Raw genomic sequence first — 19,535 nt, forward strand, 5'->3', positions numbered from 1 at the left:
GGTCAACCTGCCCCGGCACCACACCAACCGCACAACCGAAATAAGAGAGAAACCATGAGCATGACCGACCGCGAACCGCAGACCCTCGACGTCCTCGACGACGCCGGACGAAAGGTGCTGTTCACCGAAGCACGCACCGCGAACACCTTCGCCGACGTAGCCGTTGCCGACGACGAACTCGCCATGATCTGGGAACTCGCCCGCTGGTCGCCGAGCGCCGCAAACGGCCAGCCTCTGCGCGTGCTCTTCGTGCGCACCCACGAAGGCAAGGAACGACTGGTCCGGCATCTCGACGAGGGCAACAGGGCCAAGACGCTCCGTGCGCCGGCCGTGGCGGTCCTGGCGTACGACGTCGACTTCCACGAGCAGATGCCGACCGTCTTCCCGGCCCGCGGCGAGATGCTGCGAGCGGCGTTCGCCGATCAGACCGACGCGCGCGAGAGCATCGCGGCTTACAACTCGGCACTGCAGACCGGAGTCTTCCTGCTCGCGGTCCGCGCGACGGGACTCGCGGCCGGCCCCATGGCGGGCTTCGACAGGACTGGCGTGGACGGGGAGTTCTTCGCCGGTTCCAGCTGGCGCTCGCACCTGGTGGTCAACATCGGTCACCCCGGTGTCGACCCGTGGTTCCCGCGGCTGCCCCGCGTGCCCGTCGAGGACGCCGTCGCCTACGCCTGAGGGCACCGCCGCCTGGTAGGGAGAGGCGTCATGCCGCGGGCGCCGGTGCTCGCCCGAGGACCGGTGCCCATTTACCGCTGAACCTTACGAGGACGCCCCAGCTAGGCCGGGGCCGTCTTCACGTGTGGCGCGTCAGTCGCCTCCTCTCGCCCCTCCCTGGCGGAAACTTCGACTCTCCGTACGTTGTAAGGAACCTCCGGGGAGAGGTTCCGTGCAACGTATGGAACCTGGGGGTGCCCAATGCACCGACGCCTCTTGCGTGTCTGCCGGCGCAGTGCAGGGCCGACCGATGCGCAGGAAGGGATGTCCCGCACTGCTGTGGCCGAACGCTGCCCCCGCGCATCACATCAGTGACCCGAGCGCCTGCGGATTCTGAGCTGAAGGGAAGACCTGTGAGCAACCGCGTGAAGTGCATGCCTGCCGCCCTCGCCATGCGACTCGGCAAAAGGGTGAGAGCACAAAAGTCGTTGCGCGCCGTGATCCGAGGGCTGCAACTGGGCCGCCAGGAGTCCGCGTCACCGAGTTAGCATGTGCAGTCTGAGGCTGGCACACTGAATTTGTGTTCCTGCCGATTTCCGCAGCAGTCCAGGATGCATTTCCATCGATTCCTGGCGCCGGCGTGGTGTCGGTCTGCGCGTTGATGTTTACCGTCGCCTCCTTCTGGTGGATCAACGCCAGACAAGGGCGCTTGAAGTCCTGGGAGCCCCATTCCTTTGCTGCGATCATCCACGCCCGCATTGCTCGCCTGAGGCTTCCGCTCGTCCTTCACAACACCGGCGCCAAGCCGATAGTCGTGCAGGATCTCAGGCTGGCTTTCCCCGATGAGCCTGCCTCTCATCTGCCACTCCTGTGGGTGTCTTCACCGTCCCGTCTCCAACCCGGTCCGGAGGACGAGCCGGAGTTGCCAGCCGGATTCGCCGTGGCAGGCAGGGAAGCGCAGCAGCTCCTCATCGAGTTCGAGGCACCATTTTCCGGATTCGCTGCGGAGCCCCGTGACTACAAGGTCCAGGTTCAGGCAAGGTTCGGCCACCGCAAGGGATGGTGCACGCTTCTGACGTTCACCTTGAGGGCCGCTAACATCATTGATCCCGATCAGTACACCGTCTACAGCAACGCACCTCTTGAACTGACGAAGGAGGACAGGCGGAAGGCGGACGCCGCGCTGCTTGAGTTGCTGGACGAACGCGAGGGTCCCTCCCCTTCGACTGAGAGGAATCGGCGGGACTCTCCGAATGATGGTGGCGGTACCGATACGAATCTTCAGTGAGAGGACGGTCCCGGGGCTTGGCCTGACGAATGCGTCCAGGCCTCGCCCGCCGCCGTCGCGGCCGATGGGCCGAGAGCCTGCTGTTGCGGCAGGCAGTCGGTCGGCAACACGAAGTGCGTACGAAACGGTTTCGTTTATTTCGAGGGTATCTGCGGAGCTGCACATGCGGAGCGGAGAGGGTGAGTGGGGTGGCTGAAGCCGCAGCGGCGCGTCGCAGCCGGATCACGCCTGAGCGAGAGGCCGAGCTGTACACGGCTGTGCTCGAATTGCTTCGGGAAGTCGGATACGACGCCCTGACGATGGACGCCGTGGCCTCCCGAACCCGGTCCAGCAAGGCAACGCTCTACCGCCATTGGGGCGGCAAGGCCGATCTTGTCGCCGGGGCGATCCGGCACCAGAAGCCACACGCCGACGGCGTCGACACCGGTTCTCTCAGAGGCGACCTCTACGCGGCGGTGACACGCGAGGGCGACTTCCGCATGGAGCAGAACTCCGCGCTTGTGCGAGGTCTGGCCACGGTGATGCATGAAAACCCAGGTGTCCTGCGCGCCTTCCGTGAGCTGATCATCGAGCCAGAGACCGAGGAACTGCGCGAGATACTGGGACGCGCCGTCGCGCGCGGAGAAATCACTCCGGACAACCTGGCGCAGGGGTATCTGCTGCACACGCTGATCGGCGCCTTCACCGTCCGCAGTGTCATCGACCAGCTGCCGGCCACCCAGGAATTTCTCACCTCGTACATCGACGCCGTGGCGATTCCTGCTCTCGGCGCCTGACGCACGGGTTGGTCGAGCATGTCGCCTGGCTGCTTCACGAACACCGGCGTGCGCACAGCACGCTTTGGCGAAAGCTCGGTTGCTTCGAGCAGGCGCTTTTCACGACGGTGCGTTACCGGCGCCGTAGCCCGTCGCTGCAGCATCTGCCTGACATCACGGAAATCTTGCAGGGTCGTGAACATGCGCCGGGAGTGAATTTAACGGCCCTGTCTCACATTCGGCCCTGTCTCACATTCGGTGGTGACGCAGAGTCGTGAGGGTCGTTGTCATCCGCGTGAGGGACGTCAACGAGCTTGTGCAGACGTGTTTTCGGTGCTGTCCCCACTGATCACCGAGGATGTGGTCGACGAGGGCGAGCGGGTCGTGGTGCGGGCACGAACTCCGCAGGACACTGCGGTCTGTCCGGTGTGCGGGGCGCCGTCGGGACGGGTGCACGGTTATCACTGGAGGAGACGGGGGTCCATCTTGGCCCGGCCCGGCCGACCGTGCCAGAGATGCTGCGGGCTTCGTTGCGGATCTCCACCTCGGCCGACAGGTCGGCGAACACCTCCTGACCGCCTTGATCACGGCGTCCTCTGCTTCCCAGGAGAGGTCGCCGCTTTCGAAGCAGAAGACGTCGCAGTCCTTGATGCCGTTGGTCGGGAGCCTGTCGGTGACCCCGTTCCACAGCGTCTGAAACCGGCAGCCCGCCGTCACCTACCAGCCGGGACCGGTCGCAGCGGGCAGCGGGCCCGCACCGCCCCCTATCATGCAGAGGAGGCGCACGAATCCGCGAAGCGAGCGCAGCGGATGGCCAATGGCAAGGACCTGCAGCCCGCTGCCGTCCAGGAGCTGCTGGATCAGATAGTGGCCCGGACGGTGGCTGGTACGGGTGCGCACGCGGGAGTGTTCTTCCTGCTCGAGCCCGGCGGGGGAGTCCTAGTCCTGGATGCGAGCCTCGGGATGCCCACCGGGTTTGTCGGTCTGCTGCGACGTCTACGGGTGGCTGCCGTAACCGACGGCCCCTTTGCAGAGGCGCTACTCCAGCGGCATCTGGTGTGGGTCGCTTCCGGCGAAGAGTTCGCCCGCCGCTATCCCCAGCTGGCCCTGGCCTTCCCCTTCGTGGGCGCCGTTGCGGCGACGCCGATCGTGGCAGGCTCCCGCGTGTGGGGTGCCATGCTGCTGCTGTTCTCTCAGAAATCGTCCGCTCTGGATGCGCGGGCACGGGGCCGGTTCACCACCGCAGCCCGTCGCATCGCCATGCTCCTGCAGGACGCCGCCGCCGGCTGGGAACTGCTTGCAGCCCGGTCTCACGGCGCGTCTGCTGCCGCCGACACCCACGCATCCCTCGGCATTGGCTGCCCCTCAGGCCGCAGCTGACTTCATGGCCGCCCTTCCTGAAGGGGTCTGCCGGCTTGACGTGCGGGGGCGGGTCACCTTCGCCGACCACACTGCGGCCGACCTTCTGGGTGAGAGCATCCCGCGCCTGCTGGGTGCCCGCGTGTGGGAAGCCGTGCCGTGGCTGGCTCCCGCGCCTTACCGACTGCGGTACAAGGCCGCACTCGCGAGCCAGCTCCCGACGTCCTACACGGTGAAACAGCCCCGCACCGGCAGAGAACTGCTGCTCCAGCTATACCCCGACCGGACCGGTGTCAGCCTGCGTATCTCCGCTCCTGCCGGCGCTCCCGACAGCCGGGACGAACTGGCCCTCGGTACCGTGGCGGCGCCGGCCCCCGCCGGCCCCCGCCGCCCAGCGGCGCCCCCTGTTCCACCGTCCGCACCCCCAGCACTGATCTCCGGAGCTGGAGCGGCCGGCCAGCGGCGAACAGCGAAAAGCCGCACGGCCGCGGCAACGCTCGCTCCGGCGTCGCCGCCCGTTCGGCATCACTCCCAGATCACCGTCGTCCGCCACGATCGCGGCAGATCCCGCAACTCCCCGTTCTGTCTGGGACGTGCTGCGCTGCGCGGAGCGTCGCCAGCAGGGCCGCGCGCCGTGTGCACACGTGGTGACCGGGGAGGTCCGCGCTCTGCCCGGTTCGGCTTCGGTCAGCCGGTATGACGGCCGTGAACAGTTCGCGCGACAGCCGAGGCCACCCGCCGGACGGTGCCCCAGCCCGGCGGCCGCTCGGCGGGCGCGGCGCCCGGCCGATGGCGGGGAACCCGTACCCGTAGCGTTCGGGGACTGATCCGGCATCGCACGGGAGTCGCCAGGTTGACGGCTTCACCGTCCAGCCCGACGGGGACGAACGGGATGTCGGCATCGACGACAACCTCTTCAGAGGTGGCCAGATTGGTCAGGCCTTGCGTCTGTCCACCTCGCAGCCGGGCGGCCGTCTCGGCGGGCGTCTCCGCCCTGGCGGCCAGTACCCCCAGGAGCCCGGAGTCCAGCTGCGCACGCCTGGCAAGCCCGGCCGGGTCATCGACCCGGTAGGGGTTGTTGCTCACCAGCACTGCATCAGGCCGGTCCACTGTGAGCAGCCCGGCGCGTACCACCAGCTCCGGGCCCTCGTGGCGGGCCAGGAATTGCGGGAGGATCCGCACCACGGTGCCGATCTTGTCCTCCCGATAGGCCGGGTCCTGCACCAGGGCGGCATAGGCACCGAACGACACGTTGTTGACGAACACCCGCCCGTCGGCGAACCCGAGATCCACGCGCAGATCGACGCCGTCCGTGAGGGCCTCCAACGCGGCCGAAGGGTCGTCACGGTCCAGGCCGAGGTCCATCGCGAAGTGGTTGCGCGTACCGGCCGGAATGACCAGGAAAGGAAGACCCGCCTCTGCGGCAACCCCGGCGACAAGTGCCTGCGTGCCGTCTCCGCCGGCCACGCCCAGCAGATCCGCACCGTCATCCACCGCGCGTCGGGCGACGGTCGCGAGGTCCTGGGGCCGGGAAGGATCGAGCAGGAGAACCTGAGCCCCCAACGCACGGGCCTTTTCCGCGATCCGGAACCGGCTCGCCTTCCCTCCTCCCGAACGGGGATTCACGATCAGATACGGCCGCCGCGCAGCCGTCACCGGTCGGAACGCGTTCTCCATCACGGCAAGCACCGACAGGCCGCTTTCATCAGCCCGGCGCCCGTCGCAGCCACAGGCGCCGACACAGCTGCCGTTCCCACGCCCGCTGCCGGCTGTGCCGTCCGCCACCGGCCCGGTCCAGCGATCGCACCGGCCACCGCCTCCATGACGTTTCCTCCGACAGTTGCGGTCTACGGCACCAGCCCGGTCGCCTTGATGACAGTACTCACGGGTGGGGGGTGATGACGGCGCGTCCTTGGATCTTGCCGTCGTGCAGGAGCTGGTATGCCTCGTGGGCGCGTTCCAAGGGGAAGCGGTCGACCAGCATCTTGATCTTTTGCTGCTGGGCGAGGGTGATCACTTCCATCAGTTCGGGAAGGGAGCCCCAATAGGGCGAGGCGACCGAGCACTCGTGCGGCGGGCTCGAGAAGTTGACGGGCAGGGCTCCACCGCCGAGACCGACGATGGTCAGGTGGCCAAGCGCCCTGGCCACCTGAGCAGCCATGCGCAGAGTCGGGTCTGTGCCGACCATGTCCAGCACGAGCTGAGCGCCCTGCTGCTCCGTCATGTCCTTGATGCGCGTGACCGCCTCCTCGCCCGAGAGCAGCACCTCGTCCGCGCCCATGCGCTTGGCGGTTTCCAGCTTGCCGGGATCGGTGTCCACGGCGACGACAGTGGTTGCCGCGCTGAGCGCTCGCACGATCTGGATGGCCATCTGGCCCAGGCCGCCCGCCCCGATCACCACCGCGGTTGAGCCCGGCCCCAGCAGGCGCAGCGACCGTTTGGCGGCGTGATAGCTGGTCAGCCCCGCGTCGCTGAGCGGGGCGACCTGGCGGGGGTCGAGGGTGCCCAGCGGAATCAGGAATCGCGCCGCCGGGACCAGCAGGTACTCAGCCATTCCGCCGTCGTGACCGCCTCCCAGGCCCCCGCCCTGACCACTGCCCTTCTGGCAGTAGTTCTCCCGGCCCTCCCGGCAGTTGGCGCACACCCCGCAGCCCCAGGGACCGTAGACCATCACAGGGTCCCCAGGCGCGAATCCTGTGACACCCGCTCCCAGCCTCTCCACCCATCCCGCATTCTCATGGCCGAGCGTGAAGGGCAGTTCCGTGGCGAACCCGGGTGGTGGTCCGGGTGCCTCCATGATGTGCAGATCGGAGTGGCACGCACCGGCGCCCCCGACCTTCACCAGGATCTGCCCCGGCCCGGGCTCGGGCACCGGCGCCTCGCGCAGCTCGGGCGGTTGCTGCCATCCGACCAGTTGAAAAGCCCGCATAGCGATCCTTCACGCATGCCGATTCAGTCGCGGATCCCGTCGATGTCGACCAGGACGTGGCGCGGGCCGCGGAAAATCTGGTTGTGGCGGTACGGCGGCGGGTCCTCCACGAGCCGGGGGTTTTCCACCCGGCGGACGAACTCGCCGACCGCGACCTGGACCTCGAGCCGCGCGAGCGGAGCGCCGAAGCAGAAGTGGATGCCCTGGCTGAACCCGAGGTGCTGGTTGTCCCGGCGTTCGAGGTCAAGCTCATCGGGGTTGGCGAACCGCTTCGGGTCGCGGTTCGCCGAGCCGTATGCCAGGAAGATCGGCGCGCCCTTCGGGATGGTGGTGCCTGCGATGTCGATGTCTTCCACGGCGGAGCGGGTGTGCCAGAACTGAACCGACGACTCGAAGCGCAGCAACTCCTCGACCCCGGGCACGATCAGCTCGGGCCGGCGGCGCAGCTTCTCGAGCGCGTCCGGGTGCCGCAACAGGGTGAGCACGCTGTGGGCGATGAGATTGACCGTGGTTTCATGCCCGGCGAAGATCAGCAGCAGGGCATTGCTCGCGAGCACGCCCTTGGACATCCCTCCCTCCGAGCCGTCCTCGTTCACCATCGCCGAGAGCATGCCCGGGCCGGGCTGCTGCGCGTACCGGTCGAGCAGCTCAGTTGCGAACTGCCCGAACTCGTCCACGGCCCGGCGACCCCCGGCCAGTCGGCTCTGCATCTCCTCGGAGGCGGCCTCGGGGCCGAAGTCCAAAGCGTCCAGGGCCGTCTCGATCCAGCTGTGGAAACGTGGCTCGTCTTCCAGCGGCACGCCCAGGACCTTGCAGATCACGGTCACCGGCAGGGGGTAGGCGAACTCATCGACGGCATCGAACCGGGTCTTGCCCTGCATGTTGTCCAGGAGGCCGTCCACAATGCGGCGGATCTCGGGTTCGAGGTCGGAGATCAGGTGAGGTGAATGGGGCGGACCGACGAAATGCGGCGTCATCATCCGGCGATCTCGATCGTGCTCGGGTGGATCCTGGGTGATGATGTTCGGCTCCAAAGAGATGACCGCCTCCGCGATCGGCTCGGTCTCCGCCGAGCCCTCGGCCGGGGCCGCAACCGGGACGGGGAGCTTCCTGACATCCGAACTGACCCGTGGGTCGTGCAGCAGCGCGACGATCTCTTGGTAGGTACTGACGACGTAGGTGCCGTCCGGCTGCCGCGCCACCGGTGTCCTGCGGAGTTCCTCGTAGAACGGGTACGGATTGGCGCGGTTGGCGTAGCGGAGGGCCTGCTGCCAGGGGGTTTCCTCGACCACGAGGCTCCCCTCCTTCTTCCTGTCGATGCTGTCCGCTTGCACGCCCGACCCGGCGGGCGCGTCAACGAGGGCGAGACCGGAACTCGGCGCTCCGCTCGCTCGGGTCGTGGCCGGTCAGGACGACGTCGGGGACCGCCGTGGGGACGCCGGGTTGTGGGAACTCGGCCGGGATCGGCTTCATGTCGGGCGGCTGGTCCCAGCCCGGCGGCGGAGGCGGGAACGGACCCGACTGCTCGATCAGCTTCCCGTAGTACTCCAGCCACTTGCCGTGATCGAAGGTGACGGCGGCGACGATGCGGCCCCGGCGACCGTAGGCGGCGGCGAAGTGGCGCTCCTTGACGGATCCCTGCGTGAAGAGGATCTCGTCGCCGAAAGGAGGCACGCCGACGGACTTGATGTTGACGCCGAACTGACCGGACCAGAAGCCGGGCAGCAACAGATGCGGGCGATAGTGGGGCTCGAGGTTCACCATGTTGTGGGCCGCGACCTCGGCGCCGAGAACGGCATTGTCCCAGTGCTCCATCGCGAGGAACTGGTACTCGTACAGCACGTGAGGCGCGCGCGCCACGTCCCCTGCCACGTAGATGCTGTCGGTGATCACGCCGTTGATGTCGAAGGCGCGGCCGCCGGCGTCGCAACCGACGCCCCAGAAACCGGACGCCAGCCCGGCGCCCTCCAGCCATTCCACGTTGCGGATAGACCCCAGCGAGGCCACCACCACGTCGGCGTCGACGGTGGTTCCGTCCGAGAGGTGGGCACGCCGCACGTGTCCGCCGGAGTCGCCTTCCAGTGACGACACGCCCAGCCCACAGCGCAGGTCCACGCCGTGGTCGCGCTGCATCTCCGCGGCGATCTCTCCGATCACCCCGCCGAGCGCGCCGACCAGCGGCGCCGAGCCCCGCTCGACGACGGTCACCGGGAGATCGAGTTCCCGGCAGACGGAGGCCACTTCCGAGCCGATGAACCCAGCGCCGATGACCAGGACCCGCGACGGCGTCGCGGCCAGCGCCTTCTGCAACTGTGCGGCGTCATCACGCGAGCGCAGCGTGCAGACCCCCTCCAGGGCGGCCTCGTCCGGGTTCGGCCACTGTCGCGCCCGGGTGCCCGTGGAGATCAGCAACCGGTCGTACGGGATCTGCTTGCCGTCGGCCAGGCGCACCTGCTTGGCGGCACGGTCCAATCCGGTGGCGGCCACCCCGAGCCGCCACTCCGCATTCACTTCTCGCAGGCGGGGCAGCTTGGTGTGCTCGGCCGGCACCCAGCCTTTGAGCACCTGCTTGGACAGCGGAGGACGGTCGTAGGGCTCGTACGGCTCGTCCCCGATGATGGTCAGAGAGCCGGTGAAGCCCTCCTCACGCAGGGCTTCGGCGGCCCGCAGTCCGGCCAGGGACGCACCGACGATGACGATCCGGCCGTTGGCTCTGAACTCCCGCACCAGCTCTGCGACCGTTGCCCGCACGGTCATGACGTCGCGCTCCCCTCCGCGCCGTCCAAGCGGTCGATCACGATCGCCTGCACCGGACACGCCGCAGCGGCTCGCTCAACCTGCAGGCGCCGCTCGTCATCGGGGTTCGGCTCGTAGGTGAGCGCCTCCTGGCCAGTCAATCTGAAGACCTCGTGTGCCAGATACACGCATTGTGCGTATCCCTGGCACCGATTCAGGTCCACGGCGATCCGCATGGGCAGACTCCTTCCGATCTGCCGCCCAGCTGGACAGCCCACCCGTCGCCCCCGCCGACGCCACCGCTGAGCACCGGTATGTTCGATTTTCTTCGCCACGGCGGTACCTTCGCGGTGACACTCACTGCCGGTGAGCCTCACGGTCCCGAGATTTCGGTATGCATCCGATGGTGTCGGCATCAAGGTCTGCCCCGGCCGTTCTGCCCTGAAAAAATCCTCGCCCCGTTTTTCGGCGACCGCAAATCCGCTATTACGGAAGACATCTCTCAGGGCAGCTGTCATTCCAGGGCATGTCCCATCTGCGCCGACCACACATCCGAGCGGAGAATGGTCTCGAAGTCCAGGTCGGCTCCTTCCTGACCGCTACCCACCGGAGGTCACAGTCAGCGTATGTACCGGAGGCGGGTCCCGCTCTTCCGCCATTCGACCGCGCCCTCCGGCTGAACTGCCGCGCCTGGCATCGGAGCCGGGTTGTCGAATAAACGACCCGATCCCAGAGCTATCCCGACCTGTCTGGCTGCAGCGGGAGAGGTTGTTCGGTCCAGACGGTCTTGCCGTCGGAGGTGTAGCGGACGCCCCAGGTCTGTGCGAGCTGCGCGGAGATGAACAGGCCCCGTCCGCCTTCGTCGACCGTCCGGGCATGGCGCAGGCGTGGTGCGAGGGCACCGGTGTCTTGGACCTCGCAGGTAAGGACGCGGTGCTTGATGATGCGCAGTCGCACGGGCGGAGAGCCATAGCGGACGGCATTGGTCACCAGTTCGCTGACGATCACTTCGGTGGCATACGCGGTCTCGTCGGCCACTCCCCATGTGGCCAGCTGCTCTCGGGCATGAGCGCGCGCCGTGCCGGCGGCCGAGGGATGGTGGTCCAGATGCCAGGTGGCGATCTCGTCAGAGGGAATGGCACGGGTCCGGGCCAGGAGAAGGATGGTATCGGTGGGACGGCTATTCCCGCGCAACCGGTACAGGGCGTCATCGCATATCTCCTGCACGGGGCGCTCAGGGCGGTCCCCCAGCACCTCCCGGAGGGAGTCCACCTTGCCCGGGTGGCCCGATGGGCAGGAGGACAGGAGGGAGACGGTGTAGAGGGCGAGGATGCTGCCCTCGGCGACGCCAACCGTGGTGGCGGCAAAAGGCGGTCCTTCGGTACTGCCCAGCGGAGGTCCACTGGGGTAATCGAAGATCTCGGTGGTGCCGTCCGGGTGGGTGATCACCGGTGGGGGATGGTCAGCCCGGGCGATGGTGCAGGTGCGGGCAATGGGGTCGTAGACCGCATACGCGCAGCTTGCGGTGAGCGGCTGATGGCGCAAGGGATCACCGGGGGGAAGCGCAGCCCGTTCACTGGCCAGGCGCGTTGCGGTGTCGTTGAGGCGAGCGAGGAGTTCGTCGGGGTCCACGTCGAGTGCGGCCAGGGTGTGGATGGCGGTCCGCAGCTGGCCCATCGTGGCCGCGGTGTGGATGCCTTCTCCGGCAACCTCGCCGACCACCAGCGCGGTACGGGCGTTCGGCAGAGCGAAGATGTCCACCCAGCCGCCCGCTCCCTGGCTGCCGGGCACGAGCAACGAGGCGGTTTCGAGGGTAGGGTCCGAGGGCCGCCATGGTGACAGCAGATGGCGCTGGATGGTTGTGGCGATCGTATGCTCGCGGGTGTAATGCCTGGCGTCATTGATGCACAGGGCCGTGTAGTCAGCCACTTCCTTGGCGATGGCGACATCCTTTTCGTCGAAGGCACCAGCGTGCTCCGTTCGATACAGGCTGATCAGTCCGATCACGGTGCCGTACAGCGTCAGAGGCATCACGAGAAGTGAGCGGACCCCGGAGGCGCGGATCGCGCGGGCACGCAGGGGGTCGGCCGCCAGCCAGGGCGTGTCAGGACCTAGGGGGACAACGCGAGGCTTGAGGTCGGCCAGAGTTTGTGCGTAGGGGGTCGGAAACGGCAGGGCGCGCACGTCATCCACCGGATGCGCCTGCACCTGCTGCTCGACATCCCCCTGCCGAAAGGCCACGCGGCGCAAGGGGACACCCTGATCGAGAGGAGCGAGCGGGGGTTGCTCACCCCGCACCACGGCATCCACCACTTCCACCACGGCGGCGTCTGCGAAGCCTGGTACGAGGGCCTCGACCAAGTCGCGGCAGGTGGCCACCACGTCGAGGGTCTGTCCCACCCGCTCCCGTACCGAGTCCCAGACACAAAGACTGGCAAGCGCCCGCTCACGGTCGCCGGCAGCAACCAGCACTGCCGCCACCCCCAGAATCGCACCGTGCCGGTCCTCCAGGCGGAATGCCGAGACGTCCATGATGTGCGGTGGGTCCGAAACACCCCTGGGAGACACGTACACCACGCGCTCCGGGGAGGGCACCCCGCTGTCCAGCACCGCGCGGAGCATCGCCTCCACCTCGCCGGGGGGCGAGAACTCGTAAGCGTCGGTGAGCCGGCGCCCAAGGATCCGTTCCAGGGTCCCGCCGCACATCGTCCGTGCGACGACGTTCGCTGCCGCTATTTGCAACCCCGCGTCCAGAACGTACAGGCCAACCGGTACCTGGGTGAACAAGGCCTCAAGCACCACAGAGCCTCCATCAGGCGCCGGTGCTCCGTAAGCTGGCGCCTGGAAGAGGCCCCAGACCAAAGAGCCGTCCTGACGTGGCAGGGGCCGCACCCGCAAGTCTTTGGCGACAACGTGGCCGCTCGCGTCGTGCAGCGCCACTTCATCTCGGTTCGGTTCCGCTCGGTTCGGTTCCGCTTGCTGGTCAGCCACAGCTGCTGCGCGGGCCAGCCAAGGAGTGATGGACCGCCCGAGCATCTCATCCGCTCCACGTCCCAGTAGTGCCTTCGCCTGGCGACTCCACTGCACCACGATGCCCGAGCCGTCCACGACCATCAGCGGATCATCGCCTGCCACGGAAATCACCTCCGTCCCCTCCCAGCCTGCCCTCGCTCTTCCTGCGGCGCGCCTCGGCCAAAGCCGCAACCCGCAACCCGACCCCCGTAGGCCGACCGAAGGTGGTTCCTCCAGATCCCGCGGACCTGCGCCCGCACCAGCGGAGATGGTGTCCCGCCGGGTGGACACTGGCCGAGCTGCATGGCCCTGGTCTTGGTGACGGGAGCCTCCGGCGGGCTCGGCCGCGCAACGGTCACCGAGCTGGCCACGCAGGGGCATGACGTGGTCGTCCACGCCCGTCCCTCGGCACGGGTCGCCGCGTCGGCGAGTGGAGGCCAGTGCGCGGGCGTGGTCGTCGGGGATCTCGCCGAGACGGGGGAGATCCCCGATGTCGCCCGGCAGGCCGCCGCGTTCGGCCGTGTACGCAGAGGCGAGCAGGGCACGTTGGATGTGGCCATGAGTGGCGAGCACGTGGGGTCGTTCGCCTCGTTCGCATCAGCCCCTGGCACTCAGTGGACCTTCATTGAGATCTGTGAGAGCTTCGGCCAGCCTATGGCGAACAGCAGAGAGCTGCCAAGCCACGGTGACGCTCCCCAGCAGGAGCCGTGCCGCCTCCGGCTGCAGCGCGGTGAGTGTCCAACTGCGTGACAGTGCCAACGAACACCGGCGGACAAGCGCGAATGTTTGCGGACCATCGGCGCAGGTGAGAACCACATCAGTCCAAGGCGGCACCCTCGCCCAACTTGCTTCGGGACGAGGACGCGCCCGGCGGGCCCCGTTCCGCGGCTCCCGCATTCCTCACATGCAACGGTCTCGCCTTGTGCCTACGATTTTGGTGGGGATCGCATGAACGAGGCCGGAAGGTGGGCCCGATGGCGACTGTGCTTTTCATCGTGAGCGGTGCGACGTACTGGGTGCTCAAGGACGGCACCCGGTATGCGACCGGGTACTGGGCCGAGGAGTTCGCGGTGCCGTACAAGAAGGTCACGGAAGCCGGCCACGCGGTGGTCGTGGCGACGCCGGGCGGTGTCGTCCCGAACGTCGACATGATGAGCCTGCGCCCCTCCATGGCGGGTGGCGAGGACGGCGCCCTGGAACTGGAGGAGATCATCCGTTCCGCGGAGGTGATGCGGCGGCCGCTGGCGCTGTCGGACGTCCGGCTGGAGGACTACGACGCGGTGTACCTGCCGGGCGGCCACGGCCCGATGGCGGACCTGGCCTGGGACGCCGACACCGGCCGGCTGCTGACGGCGCAACTCGCCTCCGGCAAACCGCTCTTCATCGTGTGCCACGCTCCCGCCTCGCTGCTGGCCACCCGCATCCACGGCGAATCGCCCTTCAAGGGCTACCGGGTCACCGGCTTCACCAACGAGGAGGAGGAAGCCGTCGGATTGGCCCCCAGGGCGACGTGGCTGCTGGAGACGGCCCTCAAGGAGCAGATCGGCGTCGAGTACAGCCGGGGCCCGATCTGGGAGCCCTACATGGTCGAGGACCGTAACCTGGTCACCGGCCAGAACCCGCACTCCGCCGGGGTACTGGCCGACCGGCTCCTGGAAGTCCTCAAACGATGAACTCCAAGCGGTTCAGGACATGACTGGGCCGTTTCGTTTAGATCATCGGATCGTTGGTCCGGATGTGCCGTCAACTGACGCGCAGTGGACGCGGATCGAGCCGTTGCTTCCGGACCGGACGCCGGTGCCGGGTGGCCGCCCGCGGGATCATCGGGAGGTGATCGACGCGATCGCCTTCAAGTTCCAGACGGGCACCCAGTGGGTGCACCTGCCGGAGAAGTACGGCAACTGGCGAGGCGTCTACGACCGGCTGCGGATGTGGGCCGTCGACGGCACCTGGGAGCGCGTTTTCACCGCGCTGATGGCCCAGGCCGACGCCGGCGAGGGCCTCGACTGGGCAGTCTCGGTGGACTCCACGATCGTGCGGGCCCACCAGCATGCGGCCGGGGCCCGCAAGAAGGGGCCCCGGCCGGCGGACCCGACGACCACGCCATCGGCCGCTCCCGCGGCGGACCGACCACCAAGATCCACCTCGCTGCCGATGCCCGCTGCCGGCCCCTGGCATCCGTCCTCACCGCCGGACAGGCGGGCGATGCACCGGCCTTCACCGATGTCATGGCCCGCCTGCGTGTTCCCCGACGACGCGGTCGGCCGCGCACCAGACCGGACGTGATCCTGGCCGACAGGGCGTAGTCCTCCCGCGCGATCCGCGATCACCTGCGCCGGCGCGGCATCCGTGCCGTGATCCCCGTCCCGGCCGACCGGCGCGGCCACCGGTTTCGGCGCGGCAGCCGAGGCGGCAGACCACCGGCCTTCGACCGCGAGACCTACAAGCAGCGCAACACCGTCGAACGGTGTATCAACCGACTCAAGCCATGGCGAGGCATCGCCACCCGCTACGAGAAGACCGCCACCATCTACCTGGCCGGACTCCACATCGCCGGCATCTTCCTCCGGTCCGCACGATGATCCAAACGAAACCGCCTAGTCGGCCGCCGCCAGCCGGTTGAGGACTTCTTCGGGAGTGAAGCTCCAGCCGACCAGGCGAGGCCCACTCCAGTTGATGCCGATCGCGAGTCCATCCCGGGCGGCATCGGGCAGTACGAGATCACACCAGGTACCCAAGGGCATCGACTCGACGCGGAGTCCATGCCCCCAGATCTTCGCTGCCCTCTGGGCGCGGGGCGAGGTCGACCAGAAGGGGAGACTTCGCGTGCCGTCCGCGGAGAGGTGAGTCGGGCTTCCGTCGTCGTCCCGGACAAGCCAGACCAGTCTGCTTCGGCGGATGTCTCGGAAGAATGCCGCCGCTTGCGAACCGCTCTGACTCATGGACACCGAGCCTACCGTTCCCCCCACACGCATATCGTCAGGAGTTCTCAAGGCAGAGATTCCCAGGTCAGACCCAGGGTCCCCCTTCATCTGTCTTCTGCCCACGGAAGCGTCGCCAAGCTTCTCGGAGCCGGCCTCTCGCCGTTGCCGTCTGCTCGCCGGCCTGAGTCAGCCATTTGAGAACCCGTAGAGCAGCATCGCCAGGCCGACGAGCACTGCCGCGGATCCTTGCCGGACGGCCGCCCGCGCGGACCGCGGACCCTCCTCGTCGAGCTTCCACCGCCTCCAGCGAGCACACATGCCGAAAGCCAGACTCAGCGCGCCGATCAAGGTGAATCCGAGTCCACCCGCAATAGGGTCGTCGTTGGTCTGGGGATGTCAGCGGACATGCGGCTGACCCGGTCCGATGGCAGGATCGCGGGGGTCTGTCCTGGGTGATCGTGCAGGGATCCTTCTCGTGATGGTGCCGGCCACGGTCCGGCGTCTGCCCCATTGCGTAGTGTCGGCCAAGTGACGATCAATGTGCGCAGGTCCCGTCCCGAAGATCACGCAGCGATCCTGTCTTTGATGGACAAGGCCCGCGGAGTGGGGCTCAGCGATGAGGAACGGGCGCGTCGAGGCTTTGTGCAGGGCAACCTGACGGGCGAACTCCTCAACCGTTTCCAGGATGGCCCAGGCGTCTTCGTCGCCGTCGCTGCGGGGGAACTCGCCGGGTTTGCGATCACGAGCGAACCGGGCTGGCTCCCGCCACAACACCCGGCCGCAGCAGCCGTCGAGGCGGTCACCACGGCAGCGGACGGGCGCGGCCTGGGCAGGCTCTTCCTTTACGGCCCCGTCGCGGTCGACGACCGTTTCCAGGGGCGTGGGGTGCTGACGAAGCTGCTCACGGCGCTCAGTCGCGCTCTGAAGGATGACTTCGACCTTGCTGTTGCGTTCGTCGAGACAGCCAACGAGCGTTCCTTGGCCGTGCACCGGCACTACAAGATGGCCGAGGAGGCCCAGTTCGAGGCGGGCGGACGTACCTACGTGGCCTTCACCTTCTCGCCGGCGGCGTTCGCACAAGGACACTCCTGACGCGTGGCGTGGGCGGACACAAGGCCACTGGTTCACACAGAGGGCCCCGAGTGGAGTGAGCGCGATGGCCTGGAGGAGTGGCGACCGGTGGTGACACTCGGCCCGCGGCGGCCATCGCAGTGACTGTCGATGGCCCGGAACGAGGCCGCGGCATGCGGAACTGCCTTATCCAGCTCACTGGCCAGCGAAGGTATTGCTGCATGAACAGCGCTTGACCGGGCCGAAGCGAAGAGCATGCCGCACAGGCCAGGACTGCTCGGTCACCGCCTCACAGTCAGGGTGAGCTCGCTCGGCTTTGATCTTCCCGAGCCGGAAGCACCGGACGCCCGTCTCGGTTCCCGCACTTGCAGGGACATTTTCAGTAGACGGTGACTCTCCAGCGCTCGGTCCACAGCGGCCGGTCGCCTCCCGTGGCCCGCACCTGTACACGGTCGGCTTCCACCTGCCGGACGGTGCCGTAGAGCGTGGCGTCGAGGAGGTCCACCCTGACGACGTCGTGGACGTCCAGGTCATCCTCGACCGGCCGGGTCCACGCATGCGCACAGTGCTCACAGGCGTACTCGACCACACAGCGTCCCGCAACACTGACCGGCCCACCAGGACGGACGGCTTCGACGAGGCATCGAGGGCACGGGTCGGCAGTGTGCGCGCCGATTGACCTGGACATCATCCGATCCTGCTGTACAGCGGCGAAGTACAGCAACCCCAGCAACCGCCATCGCCCAACACCATCCTCCAGGACCTTCCCTGAGGCGAGCAATGGTCAAGAGTCGTGGGTGAGCTGAGTCCGACCACGGGCCGGGCCGGGCTCCGGGCGGCCCGCAGGATGTCCCCATGAGCATGCGCTACGAGATGGTCTTCACCTGTTTCCTGAAGGACGACACACCTGAGTCGGTTCTGGACTCCCTCCGCTGGCACATGGGCCTGCGCGCCGACCCGCCCGGATCTGTCGGAACCGATGCGTACCCGCATCCCCTGCTGACTCCAAAATCGGGCAGCGACACTCACCTGGCCGGTGGTGAACTCGCGCGCCTGGTGCACCAGTCCCGGGGCTCTCGTGATGTCTGGGGACTCTTCGTCCGCGTCCTCTGGCCGGACGACATTTTGGAGGAGGCTGTATCGATCCTCGAACTGCTGGCTCCGCACGTGGACGAGCCGGGCTACGGCGGCTACTTCCATGCGGAAGCAGACGCCTGGCCCTCCGTCTACATGTTCCGCGAAGGAACGTACGACGTGACCGGGCCCATGTCGGACTTCCGACAGGACGGCGATGCCGGCGCTGGTGGCCGGCGCCCCCCTGAGTTCTGAACTGCATCGACACGCAGGTGCCGCAGTACGCCTGCTCGACTGGGACGCAGCCTCGGATCTGCTCTCGGGCGACTCCGGTGACGGGATGGTCTCGCTGTTGTGGTCCGGGAAGATCGGTGAATGGGCCTTCTGCGTCGAAAAGGAAGGCGGCATCGGCTTCGGGGAAGAGGCGCTCATCGCGCACAACGGTGGGGAAGTCGGGATGGCACCTGTGGTGGCCCTCGTACTGGACCACCTCGGCATCACCCTGGACGGCGCCACCCTCGCCGGGCCCCGGCCCAGCGTGACGCTCGCCGAGAACGACGCGCCACCGGGGTCACTGCGCGACACCTCCGCAGGCGAGGGACCGGTTCCGCCCGGGACTGTCGAGATCTTGTAAGGCCCCGCCACGGTCCGATCACGACGCTCGGGTTTTAAAGATCGACGATCTTGAAACTCGAGTGTCAGTGGCCACCCTCCACGTTCGCTCCCGAAGGTCCTTGTCAGAACCGAGTTTTGACATCACCGGGCCCCTTGCCGGAGTGCCATCGGGTTGCTCCTGGTGAAGTGCACTGTCGAGGTCTTCTGCCAACGGGTTCGGCGCGCGGCCTCGGAGTAATTCCTTGCCGGGAAGGGGCCCTTGTGCGGACACTGATTCCATGGTCAGGGCAACGAGGGAACCTCTACCGGGCGGCGGTGTCGTCCTGGCCGTGCCGGACGGCCTGACAGGCCCGCCGCTGCTGCGCTTTGAGCGGGCCACAGACCGCGAGTGGATCCTGCGGCAGGGTGCACGGCCGCTGATCCAAGCCCGGTCGGAAGGCGACGGCTGCTGCCGCGACCTTCACCTGCGCCGCCTTCCCGGCCACCGCTCCCCGCTGCCGCCTCTCACCGCCGCCGCGATGCGGACCGGGGCCGACTGGCGGCACCGATACGCGCTGTGGCTGGAGGACACGGAGCTCGGCCCACTGCACTTCGGGCGCTGGCTGCTGGCTCCGCGCTCAACTTTCGCTCCGGGTATCTGGGACGGCGACCTCGTTCAGGACTGGCCGGACGCCACCCTCGAACTGCTCTGCGGGGGCGGCTGGCACGGTGTCCTGCCGCTGCGTCCGCTGCCGACACCAAACGCCTCGCGCGTGAAGGCGTACCGCAAGCACGCCCGGGAGGGCACCCTCGCCCCGGTCCTGCTGTGGTGGGTGTCCTTTCTGGACGGCTGGCTGCTCCTCGACGGTCATGACCGGGCAGCTGCCGCTCTGGCTGAAGGCATGCAACCGGCCTGCGTGGAGCTGGTCCGCGTACCGGACGACACCGACTGGCGGGCGACCGCCGAGAAGATCACCGAGGCACACGAGGAACAAGTGACGCAACTGGCCCGACACCCCGCGAGCCCCCACACCGCACATGAACGGCACGTGCTGGACCGCGGCTACGCCGACGTGATGTCCCACCTGGCGTACGACGCGAAGGCCACTGCCGTGTTTGAACGCCTCCGCGACTGA

18 protein-coding genes and 3 pseudogenes are annotated in these 19,535 nt (G+C 67.8%); 12 read left to right on the forward strand and 9 right to left on the reverse strand.

The window, feature by feature from the left end:
- Positions 1-54 precede the first annotated feature (54 nt).
- The 4 genes and pseudogenes from ACWC24_RS33535 to ACWC24_RS33550 form a co-directional block, all read left to right on the forward strand.
- The gene (locus tag ACWC24_RS33535; protein ID WP_450666679.1) at positions 55-678 is read left to right on the forward strand and encodes a malonic semialdehyde reductase; all 624 of its coding nucleotides are present in this window, start codon (positions 55-57) and stop codon (positions 676-678) included.
- 559 nt (positions 679-1,237) lie between these two features.
- The gene (locus ACWC24_RS33540; RefSeq protein WP_450666680.1) at positions 1,238-1,945 is read left to right on the forward strand and encodes a hypothetical protein; all 708 of its coding nucleotides are present in this window, start codon (positions 1,238-1,240) and stop codon (positions 1,943-1,945) included.
- Positions 1,946-2,133: 188 nt separating this feature from the next.
- Positions 2,134-2,721, forward strand: coding sequence for a TetR/AcrR family transcriptional regulator (locus ACWC24_RS33545; RefSeq protein ID WP_450666681.1), 588 nt, complete (start codon positions 2,134-2,136; stop codon positions 2,719-2,721).
- A gap of 268 nt (positions 2,722-2,989) precedes the next feature.
- Positions 2,990-3,171 (forward strand): annotated as a pseudogene (locus ACWC24_RS33550) (ISL3 family transposase); the annotation flags it as partial.
- Between the two features lie 35 nt (positions 3,172-3,206).
- Here the strand turns inward: ACWC24_RS33550 and ACWC24_RS33555 are convergent.
- Positions 3,207-3,429, reverse strand: a pseudogene (locus tag ACWC24_RS33555) (nucleotidyltransferase family protein); the annotation flags it as partial.
- Positions 3,430-3,510: 81 nt separating this feature from the next.
- On the opposite strand from ACWC24_RS33555, the gene ACWC24_RS33560 reads away from it, so the two are divergent.
- Positions 3,511-4,080 carry a GAF domain-containing protein gene (locus ACWC24_RS33560; protein WP_450666682.1) on the forward strand — a complete coding sequence of 190 codons (570 nt, stop codon included), beginning with the start codon at positions 3,511-3,513 and terminating at the stop codon, positions 4,078-4,080.
- Between the two features lie 666 nt (positions 4,081-4,746).
- Here ACWC24_RS33560 and ACWC24_RS33565 read toward each other — a convergent pair.
- The 6 genes from ACWC24_RS33565 to ACWC24_RS33590 all read right to left on the reverse strand — a co-directional run bounded on the left by ACWC24_RS33565 (position 4,747) and on the right by ACWC24_RS33590 (position 12,868).
- Positions 4,747-5,736: a diacylglycerol/lipid kinase family protein gene (locus ACWC24_RS33565; protein WP_450666683.1), complete on the reverse strand. Its 990-nt coding sequence runs from the start codon at positions 5,734-5,736 to the stop codon at positions 4,747-4,749.
- A 205-nt stretch (positions 5,737-5,941) separates the two neighbouring features.
- A complete protein-coding gene (locus ACWC24_RS33570) occupies positions 5,942-6,988 on the reverse strand; it encodes an NAD(P)-dependent alcohol dehydrogenase (RefSeq protein WP_450666684.1) in 1,047 nt (348 codons plus the stop codon).
- Between the two features lie 23 nt (positions 6,989-7,011).
- Complete coding sequence (locus ACWC24_RS33575; RefSeq protein ID WP_450666685.1) at positions 7,012-8,190, reverse strand: cytochrome P450; 1,179 nt, start codon at positions 8,188-8,190, stop codon at positions 7,012-7,014.
- A gap of 151 nt (positions 8,191-8,341) precedes the next feature.
- Positions 8,342-9,745: an NAD(P)/FAD-dependent oxidoreductase gene (locus tag ACWC24_RS33580; protein WP_450666686.1), complete on the reverse strand. Its 1,404-nt coding sequence runs from the start codon at positions 9,743-9,745 to the stop codon at positions 8,342-8,344.
- A complete protein-coding gene (locus ACWC24_RS33585) occupies positions 9,742-9,960 on the reverse strand; it encodes a ferredoxin (protein ID WP_168497133.1) in 219 nt (72 codons plus the stop codon). The genes ACWC24_RS33580 and ACWC24_RS33585 overlap by 4 nt, the downstream gene beginning before the upstream one ends.
- A 499-nt stretch (positions 9,961-10,459) precedes the next feature.
- Complete coding sequence (locus ACWC24_RS33590) at positions 10,460-12,868, reverse strand: SpoIIE family protein phosphatase (RefSeq protein WP_450666687.1); 2,409 nt, start codon at positions 12,866-12,868, stop codon at positions 10,460-10,462.
- 171 nt (positions 12,869-13,039) lie between these two features.
- On the opposite strand from ACWC24_RS33590, the gene ACWC24_RS33595 reads away from it, so the two are divergent.
- The 3 genes and pseudogenes from ACWC24_RS33595 to ACWC24_RS33605 all read left to right on the forward strand — a co-directional run bounded on the left by ACWC24_RS33595 (position 13,040) and on the right by ACWC24_RS33605 (position 15,318).
- On the forward strand, positions 13,040-13,486 hold the full coding sequence (locus ACWC24_RS33595) for an SDR family NAD(P)-dependent oxidoreductase (protein WP_450666688.1): 447 nt from the start codon (positions 13,040-13,042) through the stop codon (positions 13,484-13,486).
- A gap of 224 nt (positions 13,487-13,710) precedes the next feature.
- Entirely contained in the window at positions 13,711-14,409 is a 699-nt protein-coding gene (locus ACWC24_RS33600; protein WP_450666689.1) for a type 1 glutamine amidotransferase domain-containing protein, read from the forward strand.
- 19 nt (positions 14,410-14,428) lie between these two features.
- Positions 14,429-15,318: pseudogene (locus tag ACWC24_RS33605) on the forward strand (IS5 family transposase).
- A gap of 15 nt (positions 15,319-15,333) precedes the next feature.
- Here ACWC24_RS33605 and ACWC24_RS33610 read toward each other — a convergent pair.
- Positions 15,334-15,768, reverse strand: a complete 435-nt coding sequence (locus tag ACWC24_RS33610; protein WP_450666690.1) for a DUF2750 domain-containing protein — start codon at positions 15,766-15,768, stop codon at positions 15,334-15,336.
- Positions 15,769-16,188: 420 nt separating this feature from the next.
- Between ACWC24_RS33610 and ACWC24_RS33615 the strand changes: the two genes are divergently transcribed.
- Entirely contained in the window at positions 16,189-16,752 is a 564-nt protein-coding gene (locus ACWC24_RS33615) for an N-acetyltransferase family protein (RefSeq protein ID WP_450666691.1), read from the forward strand.
- Between the two features lie 358 nt (positions 16,753-17,110).
- Here ACWC24_RS33615 and ACWC24_RS33620 read toward each other — a convergent pair whose 3' ends face one another.
- Positions 17,111-17,320, reverse strand: coding sequence for a hypothetical protein (locus ACWC24_RS33620; protein WP_450666692.1), 210 nt, complete (start codon positions 17,318-17,320; stop codon positions 17,111-17,113).
- 266 nt (positions 17,321-17,586) lie between these two features.
- Between ACWC24_RS33620 and ACWC24_RS33625 the strand changes: the two genes are divergently transcribed.
- From ACWC24_RS33625 to ACWC24_RS33635, 3 genes are all read left to right on the forward strand, one after another.
- Positions 17,587-18,060: a hypothetical protein gene (locus ACWC24_RS33625; RefSeq protein WP_450666693.1), complete on the forward strand. Its 474-nt coding sequence runs from the start codon at positions 17,587-17,589 to the stop codon at positions 18,058-18,060.
- Complete coding sequence (locus ACWC24_RS33630; protein ID WP_450666694.1) at positions 18,023-18,439, forward strand: hypothetical protein; 417 nt, start codon at positions 18,023-18,025, stop codon at positions 18,437-18,439. The genes ACWC24_RS33625 and ACWC24_RS33630 overlap by 38 nt, the downstream gene beginning before the upstream one ends.
- A 259-nt stretch (positions 18,440-18,698) precedes the next feature.
- Entirely contained in the window at positions 18,699-19,535 is an 837-nt protein-coding gene (locus tag ACWC24_RS33635; protein ID WP_450666695.1) for a hypothetical protein, read from the forward strand.

It is taken from the genome of Streptomyces sp. NPDC001443 (assembly GCF_053597355.1).

Bases quoted from the DNA above. Each gene is read 5' to 3' on its own strand.
- ACWC24_RS33560 (WP_450666682.1), top strand. From the start codon at position 3,511: ATGGCCAATGGCAAGGACCTGCAGCCCGCTGCCGTCCAGGAGCTGCTG.
- ACWC24_RS33625 (WP_450666693.1), top strand. From the start codon at position 17,587: ATGAGCATGCGCTACGAGATGGTCTTCACCTGTTTCCTGAAGGACGAC.
- ACWC24_RS33570 (WP_450666684.1), bottom strand. From the start codon at position 6,988: ATGCGGGCTTTTCAACTGGTCGGATGGCAGCAACCGCCCGAGCTGCGC.
- ACWC24_RS33630 (WP_450666694.1), top strand. From the start codon at position 18,023: ATGCCGGCGCTGGTGGCCGGCGCCCCCCTGAGTTCTGAACTGCATCGA.
- ACWC24_RS33580 (WP_450666686.1), bottom strand. From the start codon at position 9,745: ATGACCGTGCGGGCAACGGTCGCAGAGCTGGTGCGGGAGTTCAGAGCC.
- ACWC24_RS33600 (WP_450666689.1), top strand. From the start codon at position 13,711: ATGGCGACTGTGCTTTTCATCGTGAGCGGTGCGACGTACTGGGTGCTC.
- ACWC24_RS33535 (WP_450666679.1), top strand. From the start codon at position 55: ATGAGCATGACCGACCGCGAACCGCAGACCCTCGACGTCCTCGACGAC.
- ACWC24_RS33585 (WP_168497133.1), bottom strand. From the start codon at position 9,960: ATGCGGATCGCCGTGGACCTGAATCGGTGCCAGGGATACGCACAATGC.
- ACWC24_RS33610 (WP_450666690.1), bottom strand. From the start codon at position 15,768: ATGAAGGGGGACCCTGGGTCTGACCTGGGAATCTCTGCCTTGAGAACT.
- ACWC24_RS33635 (WP_450666695.1), top strand. From the start codon at position 18,699: ATGGTCAGGGCAACGAGGGAACCTCTACCGGGCGGCGGTGTCGTCCTG.
- ACWC24_RS33565 (WP_450666683.1), bottom strand. From the start codon at position 5,736: ATGGAGAACGCGTTCCGACCGGTGACGGCTGCGCGGCGGCCGTATCTG.
- ACWC24_RS33595 (WP_450666688.1), top strand. From the start codon at position 13,040: ATGGCCCTGGTCTTGGTGACGGGAGCCTCCGGCGGGCTCGGCCGCGCA.